This window comes from Chitinibacter sp. SCUT-21, assembly GCA_041874755.1.
Taxonomy (GTDB): domain Bacteria; phylum Pseudomonadota; class Gammaproteobacteria; order Burkholderiales; family Chitinibacteraceae; genus Chitinibacter.
In genome coordinates this window covers 2,199,181-2,217,818 of the sequence record CP102611.1, presented here as the reverse complement: position 1 = coordinate 2,217,818, position 18,638 = coordinate 2,199,181, and the positions used below count along the sequence as shown (strand labels likewise).

The 18,638-nt window shown below is 54.7% G+C and carries 16 protein-coding genes and 1 pseudogene; 10 read left to right on the top strand and 7 right to left on the bottom strand.

The window, feature by feature from the left end; all coding sequences use genetic code 11:
* Window positions 1–45 precede the first annotated feature (45 nt).
* A complete protein-coding gene (locus tag NT239_10360) occupies window positions 46–657 on the top strand; it encodes a nitroreductase family protein (GenBank protein XGA70191.1) in 612 nt (203 codons plus the stop codon).
* Here the strand turns inward: NT239_10360 and NT239_10355 are convergent.
* Entirely contained in the window at window positions 654–1,802 is a 1,149-nt protein-coding gene (locus NT239_10355) for a hypothetical protein (GenBank protein XGA70190.1), read from the bottom strand. The genes NT239_10360 and NT239_10355 overlap by 4 nt on opposite strands.
* An 87-nt stretch (window positions 1,803–1,889) precedes the next feature.
* Here NT239_10355 and NT239_10350 point away from each other — a divergent pair, with 87 nt between their 5' ends.
* The 3 genes from NT239_10350 to NT239_10340 all read left to right on the top strand — a co-directional run bounded on the left by NT239_10350 (window position 1,890) and on the right by NT239_10340 (window position 5,037).
* The gene (locus NT239_10350; GenBank protein XGA70189.1) at window positions 1,890–2,792 is read left to right on the top strand and encodes a LysR family transcriptional regulator; all 903 of its coding nucleotides are present in this window, start codon (window positions 1,890–1,892) and stop codon (window positions 2,790–2,792) included.
* Window positions 2,793–3,575: 783 nt separating this feature from the next.
* Window positions 3,576–4,553, top strand: coding sequence for a lysophospholipase (locus NT239_10345; protein XGA70188.1), 978 nt, complete (start codon window positions 3,576–3,578; stop codon window positions 4,551–4,553).
* 88 nt (window positions 4,554–4,641) lie between these two features.
* A complete protein-coding gene (locus NT239_10340; GenBank protein ID XGA70187.1) occupies window positions 4,642–5,037 on the top strand; it encodes a DUF1801 domain-containing protein in 396 nt (131 codons plus the stop codon).
* On the opposite strand, the gene NT239_10335 is transcribed toward NT239_10340, so the two are convergent.
* Window positions 5,034–5,351: an antibiotic biosynthesis monooxygenase gene (locus NT239_10335; protein ID XGA70186.1), complete on the bottom strand. Its 318-nt coding sequence runs from the start codon at window positions 5,349–5,351 to the stop codon at window positions 5,034–5,036. The genes NT239_10340 and NT239_10335 overlap by 4 nt on opposite strands.
* A 64-nt stretch (window positions 5,352–5,415) precedes the next feature.
* Window positions 5,416–6,297, bottom strand: coding sequence for a LysR family transcriptional regulator (locus tag NT239_10330; protein ID XGA70185.1), 882 nt, complete (start codon window positions 6,295–6,297; stop codon window positions 5,416–5,418).
* 79 nt (window positions 6,298–6,376) lie between these two features.
* Here NT239_10330 and NT239_10325 point away from each other — a divergent pair, with 79 nt between their 5' ends.
* Window positions 6,377–6,799, top strand: a complete 423-nt coding sequence (locus NT239_10325; GenBank protein ID XGA70184.1) for a DoxX family protein — start codon at window positions 6,377–6,379, stop codon at window positions 6,797–6,799.
* Window positions 6,800–6,809: 10 nt separating this feature from the next.
* Window positions 6,810–7,502: a glutathione S-transferase family protein gene (locus NT239_10320; GenBank protein XGA70183.1), complete on the top strand. Its 693-nt coding sequence runs from the start codon at window positions 6,810–6,812 to the stop codon at window positions 7,500–7,502.
* A 1,079-nt stretch (window positions 7,503–8,581) separates the two neighbouring features.
* On the opposite strand, the pseudogene NT239_10315 reads toward NT239_10320, so the two are convergent.
* Window positions 8,582–9,763 (bottom strand): annotated as a pseudogene (locus NT239_10315) (DEAD/DEAH box helicase).
* 337 nt (window positions 9,764–10,100) lie between these two features.
* On the opposite strand from NT239_10315, the gene NT239_10310 reads away from it, so the two are divergent.
* The 4 genes from NT239_10310 (at window position 10,101) to NT239_10295 (ending at window position 14,800) form a co-directional block, all read left to right on the top strand.
* Window positions 10,101–10,655, top strand: a complete 555-nt coding sequence (locus NT239_10310; GenBank protein XGA70182.1) for a YaeQ family protein — start codon at window positions 10,101–10,103, stop codon at window positions 10,653–10,655.
* Between the two features lie 73 nt (window positions 10,656–10,728).
* Window positions 10,729–11,148, top strand: a complete 420-nt coding sequence (locus tag NT239_10305; GenBank protein XGA70181.1) for an FKBP-type peptidyl-prolyl cis-trans isomerase — start codon at window positions 10,729–10,731, stop codon at window positions 11,146–11,148.
* 282 nt (window positions 11,149–11,430) lie between these two features.
* The gene (locus NT239_10300) at window positions 11,431–13,500 is read left to right on the top strand and encodes a methyl-accepting chemotaxis protein (GenBank protein ID XGA70180.1); all 2,070 of its coding nucleotides are present in this window, start codon (window positions 11,431–11,433) and stop codon (window positions 13,498–13,500) included.
* 139 nt (window positions 13,501–13,639) lie between these two features.
* A complete protein-coding gene (locus NT239_10295) occupies window positions 13,640–14,800 on the top strand; it encodes an SEL1-like repeat protein (GenBank protein ID XGA70179.1) in 1,161 nt (386 codons plus the stop codon).
* 126 nt (window positions 14,801–14,926) lie between these two features.
* Here NT239_10295 and NT239_10290 read toward each other — a convergent pair whose 3' ends face one another.
* The 3 genes from NT239_10290 to NT239_10280 form a co-directional block, all read right to left on the bottom strand.
* Window positions 14,927–16,069 (bottom strand): glycerate kinase, encoded by a 1,143-nt coding sequence (locus tag NT239_10290; protein ID XGA70178.1) that lies wholly within the window; start codon window positions 16,067–16,069, stop codon window positions 14,927–14,929.
* An 11-nt stretch (window positions 16,070–16,080) separates the two neighbouring features.
* Window positions 16,081–17,343: a GntP family permease gene (locus tag NT239_10285; protein ID XGA70177.1), complete on the bottom strand. Its 1,263-nt coding sequence runs from the start codon at window positions 17,341–17,343 to the stop codon at window positions 16,081–16,083.
* A 127-nt stretch (window positions 17,344–17,470) separates the two neighbouring features.
* Window positions 17,471–18,622: a helix-turn-helix domain-containing protein gene (locus tag NT239_10280; protein ID XGA70176.1), complete on the bottom strand. Its 1,152-nt coding sequence runs from the start codon at window positions 18,620–18,622 to the stop codon at window positions 17,471–17,473.
* Window positions 18,623–18,638: the final 16 nt, after the last annotated feature.

Here is an 18,638-nt window from a genome sequence, read left to right as displayed (position 1 = left end):
CAATGTATTTATCTCGAACTTCAACGCTACCATCAAGGACACACCATGACGATCACGCAACTATTGGAACAACGTATCTCTTGCAATTATTTCGACCCGACTCACACCTTGGACGCAGCACAAATTAGCGAGCTAATCCGCCTAGCCACGCTCGCGCCCAGTGCCTACAACGGCCAGAACTGGCGCTTTATCGCGGTGCAATCGCCAGAAGGCAAACAGCAAGTACTGCAACACGCCTACGGCCAGCAAAAGGTCGCCGATGCAGCGGTGTGCTTTATTGTTTGCGGGCGGCTGGATTTGCACACGCAATTGGCGCAAAACCTTGCCCCAAGCCTCGCGGCAGGGATCATGAGCGCCGAATTAGTCGCCAATATGGTGCATTACGCGACCGAGGCGTTTGGCAATCAGCCGCAAAACCAGCGCGACGAAGCGATCCGCTCTGCTTCGCTCTCGGCGATGAGCTTAATTTTGGCCGCGCAGGGCATGGGGCTGGCTAGTTGCCCGATGACGGGGTTTGACGCAGCAGGCGTGGCGCAAACCTTTGGGCTGTCAAACGACGAAATCCCGGTGATGCTGATCCCCGTTGGCCGCGCCGCCGAGCAAAATTGGCCACAAAAACCCCGCCGCGCAGTGGCCGACGTGCTCGAAGTTGTTTAAACCAAATGCGCCGCCAAACCGCGCCGTGGCGCGGGCTCAATTGCGGGTGCGTAGCCGAGCCGCGCCCACATCTGCACCGTTTGCCCAGGGGTATTTGCCCCTAGCAATTGATGAATTTGGTTATAGGACTTATACACCTCTGGGTATTCTTGCAATGCTTGCTGTAATGGCTGCATAGCTAGCCCCTGCGCCGTCGCGGCCAATTGCGCGCGCACATAGGCGCGGCCGGCTTGCAGTTGCGTCACCCTATCGTTGGCCTCGCTGATCATCCAAAAAAACGCCGGCGTGGCAGCGATTTTGGCAGCAAATTTGTCGATTTGGCCTTTGATTTCTGCGCTATCAGGGCTGGACGCTTTGCTGCGGTCAAACAGGCCAAGCGCCGTTAGCGCGCGCACGAAGGGCTCGTTCAGCGACAGGCCATCGCGATGCTCAGCAATTTCGCGCGGGCCGACGCGCAGCACTTTGTACGACTCAAGCAAAGTGCGCGGGGTCGATAACTCGATGCGCCACGCCTCGTTGGCAATCTGGCGATGCCGCTCGATTTGCGCATCCGCCGCGGTGATAAAGCCGCAGCGAATCGGCAAGCCGCGCATGCTGTCTGCAATCGCCGCCAGCGATTCTGGCGTAGGCAGTGTTGCCGCGTACGGCGAGCGATTGGTGCGGCGCTGGAAAATCTGCGCAAACAGCGGGTCGGGTTGCAAGCTGGCATCGGCGATCAACCGAATGCGCGCAGTGGGGCGCTCGTCCACGCGGCGCGGATCAAACTCGCCGTCGGGAAACGGCGTGACCTCGGCGTGGTAGCCGCGCTGCTGCGCCGCAATCGCCAACACTTCAATAAACGTGCCTTGGCTCATCACCATTTGCCGCCCAAACGGGTCGGTTTCGGGCAGCAAGCGGCTTTGATCCATGCGCAGCAAAATGGTGTCGGGCATCTCCAGATTGACCAACCACGACTGCAAATTATGCGAATGCGGCGCCAAAATTGCGTGCGATAACACCCAGCGCCGCAACTCCAAATCAGCTGCGGGCGGCTGCCACGCTGCAATCGCCTCTGGCGGCATATTGCTAGTACACCCCAGCAGCGGCAGCGTCGCCGCCACCAAAGCACCGCTGCCCATTAACCGTAACCATTGTCGCCGATTCATGATTTTCTCCACCTAATCAATCCCTTGATTGTGAGATGGCAGTTAGCTATTTACAATAGAATCAACTTTCACAGCAGCTATTTAAAAATGAATGAATACGACTTTCCGTGGGATCATGTGCAGTCCTTGCTCGCCACCTTGGAGCACGGCAGCTTAATGGCGGCGGCGCGCGCCAGCGGCATTAGCCAGCCGACACTGAGCCGCCACATTGCCGAATTAGAAAGCCGCTGGAAAACCGTATTATTCGAGCGCACCGGCCGCGGCCTGACGCCCACCGCACACGCCTTGCGGCTGGCCGATACCGCGCGGAGCATGGCCGAACAAGCCGCGCAACTGGGGCGACTGGCCACCGGTGCCGAGCGCGTGCTGCAAGGCCGTGTGCGCGTCAGCGCCAGCCAAACCGTCGCCTACGTGTTGCTGCCGCCAATGTTGGCACAACTGCGCACGCTGTACCCCGAAATTGAAATCGAGCTGGTCGTGAGCAATGCCGTAGTCAACCTATTGCGGCGCGAAGCCGATATTGCACTGCGCATGGTGCGCCCGCAGCAAAGCAATCTGATCGCCAAAAAAATCGCCGACATCCCGATACACGCCTGCGCGCATCCCCGCTATCTGCAGCAGCGCGGCACGCCGCAAACCATCGCCGATGTCATCGCCCACGATTTAATCACCGGCGACGCGCTCGACGAAGTCAGCCCCGCGCTATCCGCGCAAGGCTTCGCGATTGACCAGCTACGCTACGGGCTACGCAGCGACGACATCCAAGCCCAATGGCAAGCGGTACGCGCCGGAATGGGGCTGGGCTTTGCCAGCGAATTCTTGCTCAACACCGACCCCGAAGTGCAAATAGTCCTCCCCGAGCTTGCCCTGCCCAAGCTACCAATCTGGCTGACCGTACACCAAGAACTCAACAGCAGCGCCCGAATTCGCGCGGTATATGATTTTCTGGCGCAGCAGGTGCCAATCGAATTGCAGCGTGGCAAGCATTGAGGCCTGAGCCGACATCGAATTGTCGGCTAACACTAAACTCAACCGACCTACATACTGGATTTACAAATCAACGATTGCATGGCCTGCTGACGCAGGCGATAAACCGGCGGTTTCGCCCGCCGGACGAGTTAGGGGTGGGTCCTGCCCCACCCCTAACAACCCCCGCGCGCCCGATCGCCGCGAATTCCCGCTTGAAAAAGCCACGGCGAGGCGCCGCAAAACTCGCTGCGCGCTACCGTCGCGTGGCTTCCGTCTGGACTTCCTTCGGTCGCAAACAGGTAGCGGCTTAAAATGGCCCAAGGCCACAGTCTCCTCTAAGGCGGCAAGCCGCCAAGCTACGCCATGCCTCGCCAAGTCATTTTCAAGCGGCGCGGCTCCACGGGCAATACGTACTAAAGAGCATGGGGTATATCAACCAAGCCAATAAAAGAATTGATCATTAGAGCAATACAATGGCACGTATATGCCGCAATCGTTGGTCTACATGGATTCCCCTGCATCAGCGCCGAGCGAGGAGCAATCGGCAAGGGAATTCGGCGGGCTCTGTTTTGTTAAAGCCCGCCGCCTTGCCGATTGTCCGCAGCGAGGGCATCGGCGTAGCCGACGCGGATGCCGGGGGCTGCTTTGGGATGCAGGGGTATTTGCAGAAGCAAACACCCCTGCCCGTCTGCGCGGCGGAACGCGCACCAAAAACATCGTGCCGTAGGCACTGAAAATCATTACAATCGTTGAAATTAAATTGGCTTCAATCGGCTAATAGCGGACTAATTTGAGGTGATTTCAATGGGAATTTTAAAGGAAATGACATTGGCTTTGACCCTTGGATTAATTACCCCCCATTCAATTGCTAGCCAAGCCGAAATTCAAACGGCCGGACCAGAAGGCCTACTGCGGGGAACTCTAACTACAGCTCAAAATCCAAATTCAATCACTGCTTTAATTATTCCCGGTTCTGGCCCTACCGACCGTGACGGCAATAACCCATTTGGCTTAAATACAAATACATACAAATTACTTGCAGAAGAATTGGCTGCTCAAGGGATAACAACACTCCGCATTGATAAACGAGGTATGTTTGGTAGCGAAAAAGCAATCTCCAATCCGAATGCAGTCACAATTGATGACTATGCATCGGATGTTCAGTCTTGGATATCAGCACTTCGTCAACAAACGGATGCTAAATGTGTATGGCTGATTGGTCACAGCGAAGGCGGTTTGGTGTCTTTAGTGACGGCTCAGCGCTCAAAAGATATTTGTGGCTTGGTACTTGTTGCTTCCGCTGGCAGGCCACTAGGAGTTCTTATTAGAGAGCAACTAAAATCAAACCCCGCCAATGCGCCAATTCTAAAGGATGCAATATCAATATTAGAAAAACTAGAAAGTGGCCATAAGGTTGACAAGTCTAAAATCAATTCGGCTTTGCTTTCTTTGTTTCATCCTGAGGTACAAGGGTTCCTTATTAATGAGCTAACATTCGACCCCGCAAAACTAATCGGAAATATCAAGAAACCAATACTCATTTTGCAGGGTTTGCGTGACATTCAGGTGGGTGTTGCTGATGCAAAGCTATTGAAAAAAGCTAATTTAAATTCACAGCTTATCTTTCTAAAAGATACCAACCATGTATTAAAAACTGTAAAGAGTGACGATAGGAATGAAAATATTAAAACATATTCAAATTTATTACTCCCTTTGGCTGATGATGTAACCAAATCAATTTCATCGTTTATTAAGAGTAATAACAATAGTAAGTCTGAATGAGAATACGGCAGCACTGGGTCGTCAGGCGACTCTGCCCGAAAAATAAAATGCTTCAACACTTGCTGTGATCAGCCAATTGGACAGCTCAATGACCAACACCACACCGCCAAACACCAAAGTCCGCGCCTTTCTCGATGACATTGCCCTTATCAACCCCGAGCGACATCAACTGATTAGCGCAATTCACGCGTTGATTTTGGGCTTGGATGCGGGGGTGAGCGAGGAGATCAAATACGGCGGGATCTTGTTTTCGGCGGGAGGTTCAGCCAAGTCTGCTGCTCAGCCGTTTTGCGGGATTTTTTCCTACACCGCGCATGTGTCAGTTGAATTTAGCCACGGCGCGCAGTTGCGTGATGAATTTGCGGTACTGGAAGGCGCGGGCAAATTTCGCCGACATATCAAGCTCACCAGCGAGCAGGACATTGAGCGCAAACAGCTGCCGACGTATCTAGCGCAGGCGTTTGCCGCCACGCCGGCGAATTAAGCCGTTAGCACATGCCCCAACTGCCCGTCGCCATAGGTTTTGAGCACTTGCGAAATAATCACCTGATAGCCGCCTAACCATTCGCTATAGCGCTTTTTCGCCTCGATGTGTTTGGGGTGGGCAATTAGCGCTTTCAGGCCGGCTTCGCTTTCCCAGTAATACACATTGGCGATACGGCCGGTTTTGGGGTCTTCCCATGCCTCTTCGCCGAGATAGCCGACTGATTCCTTGGCGGCGGTGGCGATTAGCGCGTCGAGCGCGTGAAATTCGTCGTCGTATTGTTTGGCGGTAAAAATAAAGGTGGCGCTATACATCAATACTTACCCTAGGTATTAATTGGTAGGCAAATAGGAAATTTAGCTAGATTAACATACCCCATCAACTTAATTGAATCTGCTCGGCCAAATAGCTGTAAACCGACGACACGCGCCGCAGATGGCGCGCTTCGGCGTGGGTGAGTAGCCAGAGCTCGGTTTGGCATTCGCCGATTTCGTCGCCAATTTGGCGCAAGTGCGGATGCTGTTGCGCCATAAACAGCGGCAATAAGCCAACGCCAAGCCCCAGCGCGATCAATTCCATCACCGTCATAATGCTGCCGACGCGAAATTGCGGGTTGATTTTGGGGTGCTGCCGTTTGCGCCACACCACCGAGGGGTGTTCGGGCAGTCCGTCGTCGGGGGCGATCCACATCGCGCGCCCATTGAGTGCATCCTCCCAACTCATACCGCTGTCGCGGGCGGCAAACGGTGCCATGCGGATTGGGCCGAGCTTTTTACCGATTAAATGCGCTGGCGGGCGCTGCGTGGCGCGCACGGCAATATCAGCGTCGCGCCGCGTGAGGCTGGCGAGCTCATTGCCAGTGTGCAATTCGAACACCAGTTGCGGGTGCTGCTGCAATAAATTGGGCAAGGCTGGCGCGACTAGCTGGTGCAAAATGCCGTCGGTGGTGGTGATGCGCACTGTGCCGACGATGTGATCGGGCTGTTGCTGCGCCGTGCTGCGCGCGTTTTCCAGCACCATTTCTAGCTGTTCAGCTTGTTCGGCCAAGGTGAGCGCCAATTCCAGCGGCGCGTAGCCATGGCGCGAGCGCTCGAACAAATTCACGCCCAGCCCGCGCTCGATGCGTTGCAAGGCGCGAAATACCGTAGACGAATCGAGCGCCAAACGCTCGCCCGCGTCGGCTAATTTGCGCGTGCGCACCAAGGCGAGGATCAAGGCTAAATCAGCTGCTTCGAGCTTGTATTGCGTTTTTGCATTCATAGCTTGCAAACCTGCTTATTTATATTGCATTAACGCAATACTAGAGTAGCGCTATGTTCAACTCAAGCAGGAAATTAGCATGTCACACACTGCCTTACCCGCCCATAGCCAGCTGGGCATTACCTTACTGCGCGTGAGCCTGGGCACAATGTGGATCGCCCACGCTTTACTCAAACTGATGGTGTTTACGCTGCCCGGCACGGCGCAGTTTTTCCAAAGCGTCGGCATACCCGGCGTACTGGCCTACCCGGTTTTTGCGCTCGAATTGCTCGGCGGTTTGGCGCTGATCTTGGGGCTGTATGCGCGCCAAGTGTCTTTATTGCTAGTGCCGATTATGGCCGCCGCCGCGTCGGTGCATTTTGGCAATGGCTGGGTACATACCAGCCCGGGCGGCGGCTGGGAATATCCGGTCTTTTTAACCATTGCTTCACTGGTGTTGTGGCTGCTGGGTGATGGCGCATTTAGCCTGCGCCGCAGCCAGCGCCTGTGCCCACAAGTTTAAGGAGTGCATCATGTTGCCTAAGCTCACCCTGATCAGCCATCCACTGTGCCCCTACGTACAACGCGCGGCGATTGTGTTGGCGGAGAAAAACATCCCGTTTACCCGCGTTGATATTGATCTTGCGAATAAGCCAGACTGGTTTTTGCAAATTTCGCCGCTGGGTAAAACGCCGGTACTACTGGTCGATGGCCAAGCGATTTTTGAATCGGCAGTGATTTGCGAATATCTGGACGAAACCATCGCCCCGGCGCTGCACCCCAGCGATGCCATCTTGCGGGCGCAACACCGCGGCTGGATTGAATTTGCCTCCAATCTACTCAATAGCATTGCCGGTTTTTACAGCGCCAGCAGTACTGAGGCTTTGGCGGCGAAAGCGGAGGAAATTCGCGGCAAGCTGGCGACGCTGGAGTCGGCATTGCATCACACGCCGTATTTTGCTGGCGCGCAGTTCTGCTTGGTTGACGCGGTATTTGGCCCGGTGTTTCGCTACTTTGACGTGTTTGAGCAAGTGACGGATTTTGATTTCTTGCGCAGCACGCCCAAAGTCAACGCATGGCACCAAGCCCTGCGCCAACGCGCGTCGATCATCGGCGCCGTGCAGCCCGATTACCCAGCCAAGCTCACGCAATTTTTACAGCAATGCCGCTCGGCGTTGGCGGAGCAAATACAGCCAGAAAGTGCAGCCTGTGCGCTACCGGCATAAAAAAAGGCTGCCAAGGCAGCCTTTTTTAAGCGCTGAAGAAATTACTCTTCATCACGTGGTTTGCCACCACCGAGCAAGGCGGCGGTTTGCGTTGGGCGACGACGTGGCTGACCACGGTGCCCTTCCGAATGCGCGGTGTGGTTTTGCGGTTTGCGATGATCGCTGCGTTGCGCGTCGTGCGCCGAACGGCCATCACGCGCGGCGGGGCGACCGTCGCGAGCTGGTGGGCGGCCACCTCGTGTATCGGTGCGTGTATCCGCACGCGTATCGCTACGAGCACCATCGCGCCCTGCTGGACGAGCACGGCTATCGCCACGCGGGCCACCACGGCCGCCGCTGTCTGGTTTATCGTAATAACCGCCTTGGCGTGGAATCGGTGGGAAGCCGCCGAGTGGATCGTAAGCCGCGTTGCCGTTGCTGCGACGCTGTTGACCGCAGCCACGACGACCACCTTGCATCAATTCGGCAGGCAGCGCGTTGGCATTGGATACTGGTTGGCGCTCGTCATAATCCATACGCTCACGCGGTGCGCGTTGTGGCGCACGGCCTGCATCATCACGCGATTCCGCGCGTGGGCGACGTTGCTCATTGCTACGGCCTTCGCCGCGTGGACCGCGACGCTCGTCATTGCGTGGGCCACATTCCTGACGAGGCGCACCATCACGCGGTGCTCGTTCTTGGCGTGGTGCGCGGCTTGGCTGTTCGCCATCTACCCGTGTTTCATCCGCTGGGCGACGACCACGGCCGCGCTGTTGACCTTCGCGCGGCTGGCGCGGTGCACGCGTTTGCGGCGCGTCACCATCGGCGCTGACTGCTGCGGTTTCTACCGTGTCTGCACGGCCTTCAGCGCGCGCATCGTTGCGACGACGACCTTGACCGCTACGTGGGCTGCGTTGGGCTTTGCTCTCGGCCTCAGCTTTTTTCGCCGCCATCACTTTGGCGACTTCTTCCGGCGTTGCGCCCGCTGCGAGCATTGCGTCTTTTTCCGCCTGCAGCGCTTCAGCGTTGGCTTTGTTCCAACCTTTCGGCGGACGAGAGTTGGCATTGCGCGGGTTGCGCGGCGGGCGATCACGACCCAAGCCACCACGCACAATCGGCTCTGGCTTGACGCTTAAATCGGCTTCATAACCGGGTACAGTAAATTGTGGAATCGATTGCTTGGTCAGCTTTTCGATGTTTTTCAGGTATTCCATCTCGTCAACGCACACCAGCGACAGCGCTTCGCCGGTACAGCCAGCGCGACCCGTACGGCCAATGCGGTGTACGTAGTCTTCTGGAATATTCGGCAATTCGAAATTCACCACGTGTGGCAATTCTTCAATATCCAAACCGCGCGCGGCGATATCGGTCGCGACCAGCACTTGCAGCTCGCCAGTTTTAAATTGCGCCAGTGCCGCAGTGCGGGCGTTCTGGCTCTTATTGCCGTGAATTGCCATCGCGGTAATGCCGTCTTTATTCAGTTTTTCAGCGATGCGGTTACACGCGTGCTTGGTGCGCATAAACACCAAGACCTGATGCCAATCACCTTCTTTAATCAATTGCGTCAGCAGCGGCAGCTTTTTATCGCGATCGACCAAGTGCACGCGCTGGCTCACCAATTCATTGGTGGTATTGCGGCGAGCGACTTCGATCAGCGCTGGGTTATTCAGTAGCTTATCGGCCAGTTCTTTGATTTCGTCGCTGAATGTGGCCGAGAACAGCAGATTTTGGCGCTCTTCAGGTACGAGTTTCAGCACCTTTTTGATGTCGTGGATAAATCCCATATCGAGCATGCGATCGGCTTCATCCAGCACCAGAATTTCGACGGCGGATAAATCAACCGTTTGCTGGCCGACGTGATCGAGCAATCGACCCGGCGTAGCAACCAGAATATCCAGTGGCGAATGCAAGCGACGCAATTGCGGTTTGATATTCACCCCGCCAAACATCACCATCGACGTGTACGGCAGGTATTTGCCGTAGGTTTGCACCGATTCTTCCACCTGCGCGGCCAGTTCACGCGTCGGGGTTAAGATCAGTACGCGCGGCGCGCCTTTTTCACTGCTTGGTGCACCGCGTTCAATCAGGCGTTGCAAAATCGGTAGCGTAAAACCGGCGGTTTTACCGGTGCCGGTTTGCGCTGCGGCGAGTAAGTCGCCGCCTAAAATCACTTGAGGAATCGCTTGCGCCTGAATCGGCGTAGGCGAGGTGTAACCAGTTTCAGCCACAGCGCGCAATAGCGGCTCGGCCAATTTAAGATCGGCAAAAGTCAGATCAGACATTGAATATTCCTGCTGCGGCCTATCGCGGGCGCGATACCAATCCAGGGCAGGTTTAGGTAAATTGATGAGAGAGGCCGGCCAGCTAGAACGCTGCGCTACGGCGCGCCGATTGGTTGGGCGCTAAAACTCGGATTCTACAGAGTATTTAGTCGAAAAAACAAACGCTAGGTGCAAAAAATGTCGCTTTTTTTGCGCTAAACGATCAAAGGCGACACAAAAGTCGTATTCAGCTCGCCAATTATCCCGTAGTGCCAATCACGACAGGGCAGAATGTAAGTTGCTGTCTTACGCGCGATGAACGCGTTAAACTACTGTTTTTCCTGCCGCAGCATGCATCATGGCCCTGAAATCCACTGTTTTTAAAGCCGAACTGAATATCACCGATATGGATCGCAATTATTACGCGACCCATCATCTGACATTGGCGCGCCACCCTTCCGAAACCGATGAGCGCATGATGTTGCGGCTGGTGGCTTTTGCGCAGCACGCCAGCGAAACGCTCGAACTCACGCGCGGCCTGTGTGCGGACGACGAGCCTGATATCTGGCAAATGGATCTAACTGGTGCAATCGAAAACTGGATCGATTTGGGGATGCCCGACGAAAAACGGATCAAAAAAGCCTGCGGTCGCTCAGCGAGCGTGTGGATTTACGCCTACGGCGCACGCGTGGTGGATATTTGGTTTGACGGCATCAAAGGCCAACTGACCCGCTTTGACCATCTGAACGTCGTCGGCATCGACGCCGAAACCTTGGCTGAGCTGGCCAAAATGACCGAGCGCACGATGCAATTGCAATTTACGATTCAAGACGGCCAAACGTGGGTGTCGGATAACACGCACAATGTACTGGTCGAACCGCGCCCATTGCTGCGGATGGGGCAAGTGGTTTAAATACCCGCCAATGTATTTACCTGTAAAGCATGCTGTATGTTATTTATTAGCCTATACCCATTAAGGACCTACGATGAAATACCTCGCAATCGCGCTTGCCGCACTCACTTTCAACGCCGTCGCAGCCCCAGCGGCTAGCAGCGCCAGCAGTGCGGCCAAGGCCATCAAAACCGAATCGGGCATCGAAATCACAATGCTAAAAGAAGGCAAAGGCGCGAATCCCAAAGCGCTTGATACGGTCAGCGTGCATTACCGTGGCACTTTGCCTGATGGTAAAGAATTTGATAGCTCGTACAAACGCGGCGAGCCTGCGACTTTCCCGCTGAGCCGCGTGGTGCCGTGCTGGACTGAAGGCGTACAGAAAATCAAAGTAGGCGGTAAGGCTAAACTGGTTTGCCCACCAAAATTGGCCTACGGCGAGCGCGGTGTACCGGGCGTAATCCCTGCCAATGCCACACTGATTTTTGAAGTGGAATTGCTGGCTATTAAATAATCACGCTGGGTATATCTCAATATCACCTATTCAATAAGCAATACAGGCCAATACCAAGCCATCGTATTTAAATAAATTGAGCGCTTTGTTTGCAAAGCGCTCTTTTTTTATTATTAACACCACCAACCGTTGCTAAATGAGCTCAAGCTATTTCTTTTTTTCACTCGGCTTGACCTATGCTTAGGGATAAAAGCAATGCCATATTCATAAGCAAATGCTTAAACTCGCCGAAAAGAATATGACTTAAACATCATTTCCGGATCTCGTCATTGAGGAACACTTATGCAGTTTGCACACTTACAGATGCGCAGCAAAGTTTTGATCGCAGCAACAGTGGCCATCACACTGGGGGTCACGGCGATGATCTGGGTTATTTCCAGCCAAGTGTATGCCGATGCCGAGCGCGTTGGTAAAGCGCGGGCCTATGAGCAAACCGAAGCCTATGCCCAGCAAATTGAAGCGAAATTTGCCCAAGGCTTTGCGCTACCGCGCCATTTAGCCGATGCGGTGGAAGGCTTGAGAGGCGAGCATTTTCCCAAACGCCAAGCCATCGATCAGATGATTATTAAATTACTCGGCGGCTACCCTGATGCCTCAGGCCTGTGGATGCTGATGGAGCCCAATGCGCTCGATGGCAAAGACGCCGAATACGCCAGCGATTGGCCACGGCACGATCCAACCGGTCGCTATATGCCGTATATCACGCGCTCGGGCGACAAAGTGGCACAAGATGTAATGCTCGGCAGCAAGCAACAAGCTGAAGCCGAGCCATTTCGATCTAACCCTGCGGGCTATAAACCACGCTATGAAGAAGCAGGCTGGGGTGATTTTTACTTTATTCCCAAATCGCGCCAGCGCGATACCGTAACCGAGCCGACCACTTACGATGTGCAAGGCAAGAGCATCTTGATGTCGACGCTATCGGTGGCGATGAAAACAACCACCGGCGCCTTTGCCGGGGTCGCATCGGTCGATTTGCCACTCGATCGTTTGCAGCAGATCTTTAGCCAATACAAACCGTTTGGCGTGGGCTATCTAACGCTGATCTCGAATGGCGGCCAGTATGTCGTCAACAGCGACAGCCAATTGCTGGGTAAGCCGCTCATCACTGAGCGCTACCCCGCCGATCTACTGGCCCAAATTCAGGCCGGAAAGACGCTGGATTTTGAACGCGACGGCGAATTACACGTTTGGCACGCAATTAAAGTGGGCAATACCGATCAATATTGGGGCTTGGGCGTGTCGATTCCGAAAGCGGTCATCGTGGCCGACGCGGAAAAAGCGCGCAATAGCGCCATTATTACTGGCGTGATCGCGGGTCTGGCCTTGCTGTCCGTGTTAGCCGCCATTTTAACGGTGCTCACGGCGCCATTGGCCCGTTTGGCGCGGGCCATGGAAACGCTAGCCAACGGCGAAGGCGATCTCACTCGCCGGCTTGAAGTACAATCCAACGATGAAATTGGCCGCACCAGCGAAGCCTTTAATCGCTTTATGGAGCAACTGCGTGCGATGTTTGTGCAAGTACGCCAAGAAAGCGAAGCCGTTGGCGTGGCCGCACGACAGCTAAGCTCGGTCGCCGATAAAGTGACCAACGCCTCGCATCAGCAAGCCGAATCCTCCAGCGCAACCGCCGCCAGCGTTGAAGAAGTGACGGTGAGCATTCAACACATAGCCGAAAGCGCGCATCGTTTTGAGCAAAGCGCGCATAACACCGGCCAAGCGACCGAACAAGGCCAACAGTTGGTGCACAATGTGTCGACGCAGATTGAGCAAGTGAATCAAACGGTGGATGCGCTATCCGATTCAATGAGCAAACTGAACCAGCAATCGGCCAAAGTAGAGAGCATTTTGAGTGCGATTAAAGACATTGCCGATCAAACTAATTTGCTGGCATTGAATGCTGCGATTGAAGCGGCACGCGCTGGCGAGCAAGGCCGTGGCTTTGCCGTTGTCGCCGATGAAGTGCGCAAACTTGCGGCCCGCACAGGCGAGGCGACGCAGGAAATCAGCCATATCGTCAACGATATTCAAGGTGAGATCGCGAGTTCAGATCAAAACATGCAGCGTACGCGCACGCAGATCAGCAGTTGCATCTCGATTTCGCAGCAAGCAAGCGACGCGATCGGCCATGTCTCTGGCGAAACGCGCGCATTAATCAATGACGTCGCCATCATCGCCGACGCCACGCGCGAACAAGCCGCAGCCAGCACCGACATAGCGAAAAACATCGAACACATCAGCAATATGGCGCAAGAAAATAACTTCTCGATCAATGAAGTGGCCAACTCGGTGACATCGCTCGACAATTCCGCCAAACGAATGTCCGATTTGGTCGCCAAATTCCGCACCTAAACCAAATCTGCGCCCACCCAAGGGCGCAGGTTTTTATCGCCCCCAATTGCGGGTGTGAGATCCTTTACGTCGTAAAAACCAACACAATCAAAATGAAGTGGTAAGCTAACGGAAATATTGTCAACTTCGCTTTGCAACGATGCCTTCTCGCTTTCTATCCATTTTCCTGTGCGCCAGCGCCCTTTTTGCTACCTATACCCTGCTACGAGACGACGGGGCGGGGCTAGAAAAAATTAAGCAGTTTTATTCGAATGAGCCTGCCCTGCGAAATATGAGTGTCGCCGAGCTGCAGCAAAAAGCAAGCTCCGACTATGACGCTGCGCTTGAGTTGTCCTACCGCTACGAGGATGGCAATGGCGTTGAGCAATCACCCGAGCAAGCGTTTGCGTGGGCGGAAAAAGCCGCGCTCAGTGGCGACGCCGATACGCAAAGTCGCGTCGCTTATTTATACGATCTGGGCATTGGCGTTGAAGCCGATCCATTTCAAGCCGCGATGTGGTACAAAAAAGCTGCTAAGCAAGATTACGCTTACGCTAAAAACGGTTATGGCCTGTTATTGATCGAAGGGCGTGGCGTGCAACGCGATGAGGCTGAAGGCTGCAAGCTGATTAAAGAAGCCGCCGATACTGGCCTGCGCGAAGCCGAGCACAATGTTGGCCTTTATAATAAACAAGACGGCATTTGCAGCAGCAATGTACCGCTGGCGATCGATTACTATCAACGCGCCGCCAATAAAGGTGATGCCAGTAGTATGTTGGCTTTGTCGTATATCCATCTCAAAGCGTTGGGCACGCCATTGAATGAGGCTGAAGGCCTCAAATGGCTGAATCAAGCCGCGTCGGCATCGCATCCGAAAGCCTTGGGCTATCTGGGCTGGGTATATTTATTTGGTAAATACGGCGTGGCCGTCGACACCAGCAAGGCACAAAGTCTGCTCAAACAAGCGGCATCTGATCAACAAGGTCTACGACAAGATAGCTATGCGATGGTCAGCCTAGCTTATATGCATGAAAAAGGCATCGGCGTTGCGCAAAGCTTAGAATTAGCAAGGCAGTATTATCAAACGGCTGCTGTGTCAGGGAATGAAGATGCACAATATCGTCTTGGTCGCTCCTTACTAAACCCCGCCAATTCGCCGAGCGAGCAAGACATGATCGATGGTTTAACATGGCTCAAAATCGCCGCATCGCAACAAGATCGGGATGCGATTGAGTTATTGCAAAACTATAGTCCACCAACACCGCACGACATTATTGCGACTCAGCGCGCCAACCAATGGCGCGCAGGACGAAACCTCTAAAGTCTATCGCCTAAGCTCAGCAAGCAGAGCCATATAACAGCACTCATCACGATTGATCTGTGTGAGTGTGGGTATATCAATGTAAAACAATCCCGCAATTGACTACATAGACATACCCACCCCAACTCACCTCTTCATCAAATGAATCACGCTGGCCACGTTACGTGCGGTGCGAGCTAGATTTTGTTGCGCACCGGCGAGGGCTTCTTGCAAATCCATCGCTTTATGCACGCATGAGAACACCGCGTCGATGCCGTGCTCGTACACTTCATGCACATCTTCGCGCAAGCAGCCACCAATGCCGATCACCGGTAAACCATATTGTTTGGCTAGTTGCGCCACGCCAATTGGCGTTTTGCCAAAAATCGTCTGCCCGTCGAGGCGGCCTTCACCGGTAATCACTAAATCAGCATCGGCCAAGTGCTGCGCCAACCCCGTCGCATCGAGCACGATATCAACGCCGCGCCGTAGACGACAATGGGTGAAAAACGCCAAGGCAGCGGCCCCCATGCCTCCGGCTGCACCAGCACCAGCGGCGTGTTCAACATCGCGGCCAAGCTGCTCGCGAATGATATGCGCGTAATGCGCCAAGGCGGCATCCAAGGTTTGCACCATCTCTGGCGTAGCGCCTTTTTGCGGGCCGAAAATCGCCGACGCACCACGCGGGCCGGTTAGCGGATTATCCACGTCGCACGCCACGTCAAACTCGCTGGCCAATAGGCGCGGGTCTAAATCGCGCAAATCGATGCTTGCCAACTGCGCCAATGCCGCGCCACCGCGCGCCAGCTCACGGCCTTGCGCATCCAGAAAACGCGCGCCAAGCGCACGCAGCATGCCGCTACCGCCATCATTGGTTGCCGAGCCACCAATCGCCAGAATAAAGCGGCGCGCACCCGCATCGAGTGCGGCTTTGATCAAATCGCCTGTGCCTTCGGTGCTGGTCAGCAGCGGGTTGCGGCGCTCGATAGTCAGCAAGGCCAAGCCGCTGGCTGCGGCCATCTCGATGACCGCGGTACGTCCATCACCGAGCATCCCCCATTGTGCGTCGACCACATCGCCCATCGGCCCGCGGACAAAGCTGCGATGAAACTGGCCACCGGTGGCGTCGACCAAAGCCTCGAGCGTCCCCTCCCCACCGTCGGCCATCGGCACTTGCACGGTTTGCACATGTGGCATCACACTGGCGATGGCTTGCGCGATTTCATGAGCAACTTGTTTGGCGCTGAGTGATTCTTTAAATGAATCAGGTGCAATCACGATTTTTTTCATTGCTGCGCTCCTTAAGCCAGACCAATCACGCCGTAGATCACGGTGGCAGTCACGGTAATGCCCAAACCAACGGCGGTTTCGTACGGAATCAATTTCAGACGTTCATTCATATTCATGCCGACTGCACCAGCGGTGGCATGGAAGAAGCTACCGTGCGGCAAATGGTCAAGCACCGTCGCACCTGAGTGAATCATTGCGGCAGAGCCCAAAGCAGGAACGCCCAACGTCATTAGCGTGGCGCCAAATACTTGTGATGCTACTGCTGTACCCGCGGTGGTCGACGCGGTGGCCATCGACATCAAAATACCCGCCACAGGCGCCAATACATACGCCGGCAAGCCCATGCCGCCAATCACGTGGATCAACAGGTTTTTCAATTCAGAGTTAGCAATAATGCCGGCCAAAGTACCGGTACCGAGCAACATAATTGCCACCGGCATCATGCGCTGCAAACCAGCAATACTGTATTCATTGATTTTGGCGATTTTGCCCATCGCCAAGCAACCCAAAATGCCGCCTACTGGCAAGGCGATCAGCGGATCGATTTTGATATCGGCAATCGGGCGCAGTGCCAGTAAGCCAATCGCGACTAGCGGCGCAACCATCGCAGCACCAAAGCTAGGTAGGTTTTGATTGCCGTGATCGTGCACTTCGTCGGCAGAAATCATGCTGCCTTTGGCTGTGACACGACGTGCCAAGAAATAGGCCACGCCCAAGCCCACCAAGCCCGGAATAATGCCGGCCATCATCACCGACGTTAAGGGTTGTTGAAATGCATCCGCCGCTGCAATTGCATTTGGATTGGGCGACATCACATTACCGGCTTTACCACCGCCAATCATCGCCAGCAACACGGCAAAGCGCGAAATACCTGCGCGTTCAGCGATCATCAGGGCAATCGGTGCAACGGTAATCACCGCCACGTCGACAAAGACGCCAACGCTGGTCAAGATCATCGTGGCCAAGGCCAAAGCGAGCAAGGCACGCACTTCACCCATCTTTTTAACGATGGTATCGGCAATGCGCGCCGCACCGCCCGATTCGATCAGCACGCCAGCCAATACACCAGCGGCAATAATCCGCAACACGGCTGGAATAATATTGCGTGCGCCGTCCATCATAATGGTGACGGTTTCGGTCAAACTAGCGCCACCGACCAAACCACCAATCAAAGCACCTGCCACCATGCCGTAGGTGGGCGATACTTTTTTCAAAATCAAACCAATGGCGACGGCTAAGGCCACCATCGCGCCGAGGGTACTGATCGTATCCATCGCGACACTCCCAAAAGGTAAGTCAAAATTAATGACTACATCTTATGAGGGCTCGTAGCGCATGTCCTCGGAATAAATCCAAAAACAAAGGCCTTATATGCAGATTGTTTTGTGCAAATCTACAAAATTAACGATTTGATAGCGCGGGAAGTTGTAGTGCGATATAGATTTGTACCCGATCTTCAAGCCGACTCAGGTCAAGTTTGCTTAATTCGGCAATGCGACTGAGGCGGTAATCTAGTGTATTGCGGTGAATATTGAGCGCTTGCGCCGTCGTTTGCAGATTTAAATCGTGGGCAAACCAACACGATAGCGTTGCCAGATAAACGCCTTTTCTGTCGTGCGCGCGAATTCGCTCAATCGGCGCGCATAACAGCTCTGCCTGCCAGCCTTGCGCTAACGGTGCGAGCAAGACGGGCAGCCGCTCTTCATCGAATAGCTGCAAAATGTCGTCGCTATTCGCTTGCTGCAAGGTGGCGCACGCGGTTTGGTACGACAGCGCCAACCCACCCTCTTGCATAAAATAATGCCCGAGCACGGCGCGTAATTTCAGCGGCGTTTTGGCCTGTAAATCATTTATTGCACCGCTTAATTGGCGGCGCTGCGCCGCGGGATTCCAGCGGCCTAACTCGTCCAGCGCGGGGCGCAGTAAAACAAATTCGTCAAAGCTATGCCGCGCCAATAAGGGCGTGGCTTCAAAATGCAGTAATTGGTATTGCAACTGCTGCAGCGCGGTCAGACCCGCTTCGCTATCGAGCATATTACCGCTGGCACGAATTACCAGCGCAACGCGCGGCACGCTTAAGTCAACGCCCAAACGCTCGGCCCAGCGCGCCAAGGATTGATCGGAAATACTTTGGCGCTGAATCAATTGCAGCACCAAGTCTTCGTAAAGGCGCGCGTCGCGTTCAATGCTGCGCAACATGGCTTTTTGTTCGAGCATCATTTCGGCGCACATCCGCACCAGCTCGCCCATCGGCCGCACCACGTCTGGGTCGCCCGTAATGCCGATCACGCCGACAATCTGGCCTTGGCTATACAGCGGCAAATTCACGCCGGGCTTGACCCCTTGCAAGTGCGCTGCGGTGGCGGCGTCGATTTCGAGCACACGGCCTTGGCCAATCGCCAAAATCGCGCCCTCGTGCCGCTGCCCGACCCGATCGGGCAAACCGCTGGCCAAAATCACACCATGCTCGTCCATTACATTGATGTTGTACGGCAGCAGCGCCATCGTGCGACGGGCGATTTCCTGCGCTAATTTCACCGATAATTTGGACATGCGACACTCACCAAGG

Excerpts from the sequence above, each read along its gene's own strand:
- NT239_10320 (XGA70183.1), top strand. The coding sequence starts at position 6,810 with ATGTTGCCTAAGCTCACCCTGATCAGCCATCCACTGTGCCCCTACGTA.
- NT239_10350 (XGA70189.1), top strand. The coding sequence starts at position 1,890 with ATGAATGAATACGACTTTCCGTGGGATCATGTGCAGTCCTTGCTCGCC.
- NT239_10300 (XGA70180.1), top strand. The coding sequence starts at position 11,431 with ATGCAGTTTGCACACTTACAGATGCGCAGCAAAGTTTTGATCGCAGCA.
- NT239_10295 (XGA70179.1), top strand. The coding sequence starts at position 13,640 with ATGCCTTCTCGCTTTCTATCCATTTTCCTGTGCGCCAGCGCCCTTTTT.
- NT239_10345 (XGA70188.1), top strand. The coding sequence starts at position 3,576 with ATGGGAATTTTAAAGGAAATGACATTGGCTTTGACCCTTGGATTAATT.
- NT239_10335 (XGA70186.1), bottom strand. The coding sequence starts at position 5,351 with ATGTATAGCGCCACCTTTATTTTTACCGCCAAACAATACGACGACGAA.
- NT239_10330 (XGA70185.1), bottom strand. The coding sequence starts at position 6,297 with ATGAATGCAAAAACGCAATACAAGCTCGAAGCAGCTGATTTAGCCTTG.
- NT239_10305 (XGA70181.1), top strand. The coding sequence starts at position 10,729 with ATGAAATACCTCGCAATCGCGCTTGCCGCACTCACTTTCAACGCCGTC.
- NT239_10290 (XGA70178.1), bottom strand. The coding sequence starts at position 16,069 with ATGAAAAAAATCGTGATTGCACCTGATTCATTTAAAGAATCACTCAGC.
- NT239_10310 (XGA70182.1), top strand. The coding sequence starts at position 10,101 with ATGGCCCTGAAATCCACTGTTTTTAAAGCCGAACTGAATATCACCGAT.
- NT239_10360 (XGA70191.1), top strand. The coding sequence starts at position 46 with ATGACGATCACGCAACTATTGGAACAACGTATCTCTTGCAATTATTTC.
- NT239_10325 (XGA70184.1), top strand. The coding sequence starts at position 6,377 with ATGTCACACACTGCCTTACCCGCCCATAGCCAGCTGGGCATTACCTTA.
- NT239_10355 (XGA70190.1), bottom strand. The coding sequence starts at position 1,802 with ATGAATCGGCGACAATGGTTACGGTTAATGGGCAGCGGTGCTTTGGTG.
- NT239_10285 (XGA70177.1), bottom strand. The coding sequence starts at position 17,343 with ATGGATACGATCAGTACCCTCGGCGCGATGGTGGCCTTAGCCGTCGCC.
- NT239_10340 (XGA70187.1), top strand. The coding sequence starts at position 4,642 with ATGACCAACACCACACCGCCAAACACCAAAGTCCGCGCCTTTCTCGAT.
- NT239_10280 (XGA70176.1), bottom strand. The coding sequence starts at position 18,622 with ATGTCCAAATTATCGGTGAAATTAGCGCAGGAAATCGCCCGTCGCACG.